Raw genomic sequence first — 7,114 nt, forward strand, 5'->3', positions numbered from 1 at the left:
CGTAGTCGGCGCGGTCGCCGGCACGGCGATCGACCCGCCGCCGGAACGCGTCGTCACCTACGTGCGCCAGCAACCGATACAGCAGTCCGTCGTGGTGCAGGAGCGCGTCGTCGTCGGCCAGCCGATCCCGCAACAGGTCGTCCTCACCCCCATCCCGGAAGCGCCGACCTATGCCTATGCGGTCGTCAACCAGCAGCGCGTCATCGTCGATCCGCGCACCCACACCGTGGTTCAGGTCGTCGAATAGTCGCTTACGCATTGCTGATCGAAAGCCGTCGCATCGAGAGGTGCGGCGGTATTTCCTGCATCATCGCCCCTCCAATAAAAATTTGTTGAATCCGGCGGAACCAAATGCCGGCTGCATCGTTTTTTAAGGTTGGTATCCAGGGAGGACACAAAAAATGCCGCAGGCAAGTTGGCAAAAACCGGTGCGCGTCGCCTTCGGGCAACTCGGTACTGAGGTCATCAACGGACCGTTTGAGGCGCTTGCGCTTTTGACGGACCGCTGGCCGGACATGCGCGGACCACACTTTGTCAAGGCGCGCAGCGTCTGCCGGGCAGCGCTCGATGGGCGCAGGTCACCGGAAGAAGCGCGCCAGCAATTTGAGGAAGCAGTCAGCGAAGCGCAACTGCATCTTAACTGAACGATGGCCGGCGATCGCCGGCCTTCATGGTTCAGAGACCGATGATATCGCCTAAAAGCCGGAGGGTGGAGCCGGAAAGGGCGATCGGCGCGAACAGCACGGAGAAACACAAGCACGGCCCGCGCTTACCCGCGATCGGCCGATGGTCTAGTGTTTCGTCCGCGACGGAGACATCACCCTCACCGAAATTGCCGCGATGGTCGCGAAACTCGCCCTCGAGCACCAATGTCAATTCAAGCCCATGATGGCCGTGCTGCGGGAGCGCCCTTCCCGGCCGTACCCATAAAAAACTCGTCTCGACTTCCTTCGATTTTTCGATGACGTGATGCCGCAGACCCGGCAATTTCGTTTTCCATCTGATATCGGCGAGATCGGCGCCGACATAAGCCCGTAGCGGTGCGGGGAGCTTCGATTTTCCGAAGATCCTTAGCCGATGCTCCGGCGGCGGTGCAGACGCGAAGATTTCGGCCAACCGTCGTTTGGCGTCGGACAATGGCACGGGTGGAGTGACATTCAGGGCATCGCCTGCATACTCCTCCATGATACCGGCCAGCTTCGCGGACGGCGGGTGCATTTCCAGATGCGAGCCGACGAGAACATGAGCCGGCTCAGGAAGAGAGCCGGACACGTAATGCGCGATCAGAAGATCCAGCCGTTCGAGGTTCTGCAGCATGTCCAAATGCCAGTTTCATGCAGGAAATCGGGTCAAAGCGCCCTCACTTCATCGCGCAGCGCGGATCCGTATCTGCTTCAACTCTACGTCTATACGTCCGAAGAGAAATTTGGATTACTACTTCCAATATAATAGCGCCGATTTTTTTAACGGCCCGTCGATACATTAGAGGGCGGCGCTCGAAGCGCTCTTTTAGCCGCCGTCGCAACCATAGATCCGGCCGCGAAAAGACGGATTTTACGGGGGCAAACCCTTTCCGGAAACAGAATTTCTTGCCTCCGGGTCCTTGTCCGCCGAAAAGACCCTGTTTACATGTGCGATGAACAAGAAGGCACCCCCGATGACCTCCCATTCCTCCGTCCTTGACGTGATCGGCAACACGCCCCTCATCCGGCTGAACGGCGCTTCCGAAGCGACCGGCTGCGAAATTTTGGGCAAGGCGGAGTTCCTGAACCCCGGCCAGTCCGTCAAGGATCGCGCCGCGCTCTACATCATCCGCGATGCCGAAAAGAAAGGCCTCCTGCGTCCTGGCGGTGTGATCGTCGAAGGCACGGCGGGTAATACCGGCATCGGCCTGACCCTGGTCGCCAAGGCGCTCGGCTACCGCACCGTCATCGTCATCCCGGAAACCCAGAGCCAGGAAAAGAAGGACGCGCTGAAACTGCTTGGTGCCGAACTGGTCGAAGTTCCTGCCGTCCCTTACAAGAACCCGAACAACTACGTGAAAATCTCAGGCCGGCTTGCCGAGGGGCTTGCAAAGACCGAACCCGCCGGCGCGATCTGGGCCAACCAGTTCGACAACGTCGCCAACCGCGAAGCCCATGTCCAGACCACGGCGCCCGAGATCTTCGAGCAAACCGGCGGCAAGGTCGGCGGCTTCATCTGCGCGGTCGGCTCAGGCGGTACGCTTGCCGGCGTCGCCCTTGGCCTCAAGGCCCGCAACCCGGAGATCAAGATCGGCATCGCTGATCCGGAAGGTGCCGCCCTTTATGAATTCTACGCCCATGGCGAGTTCAAGTCGGAAGGCAATTCGATCACCGAGGGCATCGGCCAGGGCCGCATCACCGCCAATCTCGAAGGTTTCAAGCCGGATTTCGCCTACCAGATCCCGGATGCGGAAGCGCTGCCCTATATCTTCGACCTGGTCGAGCACGAAGGCCTCTGCCTCGGCGGCTCGACCGGCATCAATATCGCCGGCGCGGTTCGGCTCGCCAGGGATCTCGGGCCCGGCCACACGATCGTGACAGTGCTTTGCGACTACGGCAATCGCTATCAGTCCAAGCTTTTCAACCCGGATTTCCTGAAGTCGAAGGGCCTGCCCGTGCCTGCCTGGCTGACGCAGAAGCGGCAGATCGACATTCCCTTCCAGACGATCTGATACCTTTGAAGAACGAGTGATTTATGCCCGCTGAAGCTCTCTATCGCGACGATTTTTATCTATCGACAGCAGAAGCGGTGGTGACGGCCATCCACGAGGACGGCGGCATCGAGCTGGATCGTACCTGTTTCTATGCAACGTCAGGCGGCCAGCCGGGCGATACCGGCTTTCTGGAACGGGCCGACGGCACCAGGATTCAACTTGGCCAGACAAGGCACGGCGCCTCCAAGGATATCGTCATCCATGTGCCGCTCGAAGGCGAGGCGCTGCCGCAGGTCGGCGAAAACCTGGTCATGCATATCGACTGGCAGCGCCGCTACAAGCTGATGCGCATGCACACCGCCTGTCACCTGCTCTCCGTCGTCTGCCAGTATCCGATCACCGGGGCTGCCGTCGGCGAAGAGGAGTCGCGCGTCGATTTCGACATGACCGACACGATCGACCGGCAGGAGGTAACCGCCAGGCTGATGGAGCTGGTCGGCCAGAACCATCCCGTCTATGTGCAGTGGATCACAGACGAGGAGCTTGCCGCCAATCCGGGTATCGTCAAGTCGAAGAATGTCCGCCCGCCGATGGGCCTCGGGCGGGTCAGCCTCGTCTGCATAGGCGAAAATTCCAGCGTTGACAGCCAGCCCTGCGGTGGAACACATGTCTCCGAAACGCAGGAGGTCGGGGCGATTCATATCGCCAAGATCGAGAAGAAGGGCAAGGAAAACCGCCGGTTCCGCATCCGGTTTGGCGAGCCCGGCGCAGAGGCCTGATATCAGGCCCAAAGGAGATTTGACATGAGTGAAACCAGCCGTTTCGTCGTTTCGTCCGAGTGGCTTCACAACGAGCTCGGCAGCCCCGACCTCAAGATCCTTGATGCCTCCTTCTATCTTCCCGCGCAGAACCGCGATGCCGACGCCGAATACGCGGCCGGACATATTCCGGGCGCCATCCGCTTCGACCACGACAAGGTCGCCGACCACTCGACCAACTTGCCGCATATGGTGCCGGCACCGGACGTGTTTGCCGATGCCGTCGGCCGTATGGGCATCCGCGAGAACGACCGGATCGTCATCTATGACGGTCCAGGCATCTTCTCCTCGCCGCGCGGCTGGTGGCTGTTCCGGATCATGGGCGCAAGACAGGTCTTCGTGCTCGACGGCGGCATCGATGGCTGGAAGGCCGAAGGCCGGCCGCTCCAAACGACCGTCCCCTCGCCCGAGCCCGTCATCTTCAACCCGAATTTCCGGGTGGACAAGGTGATCGACTTCCAGACCATGCTGTCGATCGTCGGCGACGGCACGCGCCAGATCGCCGATGCGCGGCCGGCCGGCCGTTTTGCCGGCACCGACCCGGAACCCCGCGCCGGCATGCGTTCCGGTCATATGCCCGGTGCGGCCAGCCTTCCGTCCGGCACGTTCTCGGTCAACGGCAAGCTGCGTTCGCTGCCCGAGCTGCAAAAGGCGATCGAGGATGCCGGCATCGATTTCGGCCGGCCGGTGGTGACGAGTTGCGGTTCGGGCATCACCGCCGCGATCATCACGCTGGCCCTCGAATCCCTCGGCCATGAAGATAATGCGCTTTACGACGGCTCGTGGACCGAATGGGGCAGCCGCCAGGATACGCCGGTCGTTACCGGCCCGCCCTCGCCGAAAGCGGCGTGATCGCCATGGCGAAGAAGCCAGCTCCGCTGAAAGCCCATGTCACCAGCCTGGAAATGACCGCACCGCCGAAGACCAGCTTGGCGGTGCCGGTCAATATCCAGACGGCGATCATCCGTGCCCCCGAAATCCCGCTTCACTACTATCGCTATCTCTATCGGCAGGTGGGCAAACGCTGGCACTGGTACAAGCGCCTGCGCATGGGTGACGACGAACTTGCGGCCGCCGTCCATAATCCGCGAACCTCCGTGACGGTGCTCTACGTCAATGGCGCGCCGGCCGGCTTTTTCGAGCTGTTCAAGGAAAGCGACGACGTCATCGAACTCTCCTACTTCGGGCTGTTCGAACGGGCGATCGGGCTCGGCATCGGCAAGTGGTTCCTGCTCCAGGCGCTTTATGCCGCCTGGCAGGACAATCCGCAGAAGGTGACCGTCACCACCAACACACTCGACCATCCGCGCGCCCTGCAGCTCTACCAGATGATGGGCTTTTCGCCGGTTTCGACCTACGAAGCGCTGGTCCCGCCGATGACGGATGCCGAGCTCCTGAAAGCGCTCGACGGCTGATGTTCAAATTTTCACCCAAGGCGATGCTGATCGCTTTGGTGGTGATGATGCTGACGCATTCATATTCTTGACCGGAGGCAAGTATCGGGTGGCGAGAGGCATTCGACAGGCGCATCTCTTGTGCAACACGCACCACAGGAGAGCCCGATGACCATTTCCTTCAAAGCCATGCCCGCCGCTGATGCCGAGCATCTCTGGAACGGCGGCGCCGACGCCTACGGACGCCAGCCCGAAACGATGACCTCCGACGGCCCCGGTTATCCCTGCCGCCATTGCCTCAAGAATATCGATGCCGGCGAGGAATTGCTGGTTCTCGCCTACCGCCCCTTCCCCGAACTGCAGCCTTATGCGGAAACCGGGCCGATCTTCCTGCACAAGCAGTCCTGCCGGCGTTACGCGGCAGAAGAGGTCCTGCCGCCCATGCTGGCGAGCACCGATTATATCGTGCGCGGCTATGGACGGGACGACCGCATCGTCTATGGCAGCGGCGCCGTGACGCCGACCGAGAAGATCACCTCGCGCGCCGAGGAACTGCTGGCACGCGACGACATCGCCTATGTGCATGTCCGCTCGGCCCGCAACAATTGCTACCAGTGCCGGATCGACAAGGTCGAGGTGCGGGCGTTCGCGGACCCGGCTCTCGCAATCTGAAACGCGAAAGCGCGCCGTTCCATCGAAGCGGCGCGCCATCATGTTCGTTTTGAAGCCCGCTTGGGCTTCAATTCTGGGTATTATCGCCCTGCTCGTCGTCGCGTTCAAGGTTCTCGGCGAAATCGAGCAGCAGCCTGACGATCTCGCCGCCCTTCTTTTCGTCACCCTCAAGCTTGCGGGCAATCACCTCGCGAAGGTTGAGCATGGCTGCATCGACGCTGCGCGGCAACGACGGACCGGTCTCACGGCCGCGCTCGTGGCGTTCCTGCCGCTGTTTGATGCGCTCGGCGAGCTGCGACAGCCGATCGAGGATCGTCGCGGCAAAGCTGCGGTTCTCGTCGAGATACTTGCGGCCTTCGTCGGTGATCGCATAGCGCTTCTTGTTGCCGTCCGCCTCGGCGACCACATAGCCGGCCTCTTCGAGATAGGTCAGCGTCGGGTAGATGACGCCGGGGCTCGGCGCATAAAAGCCGTAGGTGAGATCCTCGATATGCTTGATGATCTCGTAGCCGTGGCGCGGCTCCTTCTCGATCAACGCCAATACGACGAGGCGCAGGTCGCCCTGCATCAGGAAGCGGCCGATACGGCCATCACCGTCATCGCCGAAACCGCGGCCGCCGCCGGGACCGCCCCGGCCGCCGCGTCCAAATCCCCCGCTAAACGGGCCGCCGCGGGCGGCGAACATTTCCTCGAAACCCTTGCGCTCGCCACGTTCACCGCAGCCATGTCTTCCATCGAACCTGTGTTTGAACATTTCTTGTCTCCTCAGACTGTCTTTCGATATATCTAAAGATAGTCACTCAGGAGATTTCGTCAACAACTAAGATATATCTAAATCATATCGTATTGATCTTGAACATAGAAAAACGCCGGACGCGAAGCGCCCGGCGTCTCTCCAGCCCCTAACTGATGGCTCAGCGGCCCTCAGCTCTTCCGGTTACGCGACGCTGAGCAGGCTTTCCGGCGCGAACGCCTCATAGCCCAGCGCTTCGGCGACCGGCTTGTTGGTGACGCGGCCTCTGTGAACATTGAGACCGTTGCGCAGGTGCCGGTCTTCGGCGATTGCCCGCAGACCGCGATCGGCCAGCGCCAGCCCGTGCTGCAGCGTCGCATTGTTCAGCGCATGCGCCGACGTCACAGGCACGGCACCCGGCATGTTGGCTACGCAATAATGGACAATGCCGTCGACCTCGTAGGTCGGCTCGGAATGAGTCGTCGCATGGGAGGTCTCGAAGCAGCCGCCCTGATCGATCGCGACGTCGACCATGACTGCGCCCTGCTTCATGCCCGAGAGCATTTCGCGGCTGACCAGTTTTGGCGCGGCAGCGCCCGGAATCAGCACGGCACCGATGATCAGGTCGGCGGAGAAGACTTCCTCTTCCACCGCGTCGATCGTCGAATAACGGGTGTGGACGCGGCCGTTGAAGATATCGTCGAGCTGGCGAAGCCGCGGCAGCGACCGGTCGATGATTGAGACGTCGGCGCCGAGGCCGGCGGCCATCCGGGCCGCATGCAAGCCGACGACGCCGCCGCCGATAACGGCGACCTTGGCC

Annotated in this window: 10 protein-coding genes; 7 read left to right on the top strand and 3 right to left on the bottom strand. The window is 61.5% G+C overall.

What is annotated here, in order from left to right; genetic code table 11:
* Both MOV63_RS31605 and MOV63_RS31610 read left to right on the top strand, forming a co-directional pair.
* A partial coding sequence (locus tag MOV63_RS31605; RefSeq protein WP_247039685.1) for a DUF1236 domain-containing protein occupies window positions 1-247 on the top strand: 247 nt, incomplete at its 5' end.
* 154 nt (window positions 248-401) lie between these two features.
* Entirely contained in the window at window positions 402-644 is a 243-nt protein-coding gene (locus tag MOV63_RS31610) for a DUF982 domain-containing protein (RefSeq protein WP_007772754.1), read from the top strand.
* Window positions 645-675: 31 nt separating this feature from the next.
* On the opposite strand, the gene MOV63_RS31615 is transcribed toward MOV63_RS31610, so the two are convergent.
* A complete protein-coding gene (locus tag MOV63_RS31615; RefSeq protein WP_247039687.1) occupies window positions 676-1,317 on the bottom strand; it encodes a ChrR family anti-sigma-E factor in 642 nt (213 codons plus the stop codon).
* Window positions 1,318-1,657: 340 nt separating this feature from the next.
* Here MOV63_RS31615 and MOV63_RS31620 point away from each other — a divergent pair, with 340 nt between their 5' ends.
* From MOV63_RS31620 to MOV63_RS31640, 5 genes are all read left to right on the top strand, one after another.
* On the top strand, window positions 1,658-2,695 hold the full coding sequence (locus tag MOV63_RS31620; protein WP_247039689.1) for a cysteine synthase A: 1,038 nt from the start codon (window positions 1,658-1,660) through the stop codon (window positions 2,693-2,695).
* 23 nt (window positions 2,696-2,718) lie between these two features.
* The gene (locus tag MOV63_RS31625) at window positions 2,719-3,456 is read left to right on the top strand and encodes an alanyl-tRNA editing protein (RefSeq protein WP_247039691.1); all 738 of its coding nucleotides are present in this window, start codon (window positions 2,719-2,721) and stop codon (window positions 3,454-3,456) included.
* A gap of 24 nt (window positions 3,457-3,480) precedes the next feature.
* A complete protein-coding gene (gene sseA / locus MOV63_RS31630; RefSeq protein WP_247039692.1) occupies window positions 3,481-4,347 on the top strand; it encodes a 3-mercaptopyruvate sulfurtransferase in 867 nt (288 codons plus the stop codon).
* A 5-nt stretch (window positions 4,348-4,352) separates the two neighbouring features.
* Window positions 4,353-4,910 carry a GNAT family N-acetyltransferase gene (locus MOV63_RS31635; RefSeq protein WP_247039694.1) on the top strand — a complete coding sequence of 186 codons (558 nt, stop codon included), beginning with the start codon at window positions 4,353-4,355 and terminating at the stop codon, window positions 4,908-4,910.
* Window positions 4,911-5,057: 147 nt separating this feature from the next.
* Window positions 5,058-5,561 (top strand): DUF1203 domain-containing protein, encoded by a 504-nt coding sequence (locus MOV63_RS31640; RefSeq protein ID WP_247039696.1) that lies wholly within the window; start codon window positions 5,058-5,060, stop codon window positions 5,559-5,561.
* Between the two features lie 67 nt (window positions 5,562-5,628).
* On the opposite strand, the gene MOV63_RS31645 is transcribed toward MOV63_RS31640, so the two are convergent.
* Together MOV63_RS31645 and MOV63_RS31650 are read right to left on the bottom strand one after the other, a co-directional pair.
* The gene (locus MOV63_RS31645) at window positions 5,629-6,315 is read right to left on the bottom strand and encodes a PadR family transcriptional regulator (RefSeq protein WP_247039698.1); all 687 of its coding nucleotides are present in this window, start codon (window positions 6,313-6,315) and stop codon (window positions 5,629-5,631) included.
* 183 nt (window positions 6,316-6,498) lie between these two features.
* Window positions 6,499-7,114, bottom strand: a 616-nt coding sequence (locus MOV63_RS31650; RefSeq protein ID WP_247039700.1) for an alanine dehydrogenase, incomplete at its 5' end; no start/stop codon positions are given.

This window comes from Neorhizobium sp. SHOUNA12A (assembly GCF_023006505.1).
Taxonomy (GTDB): domain Bacteria; phylum Pseudomonadota; class Alphaproteobacteria; order Rhizobiales; family Rhizobiaceae; genus Neorhizobium.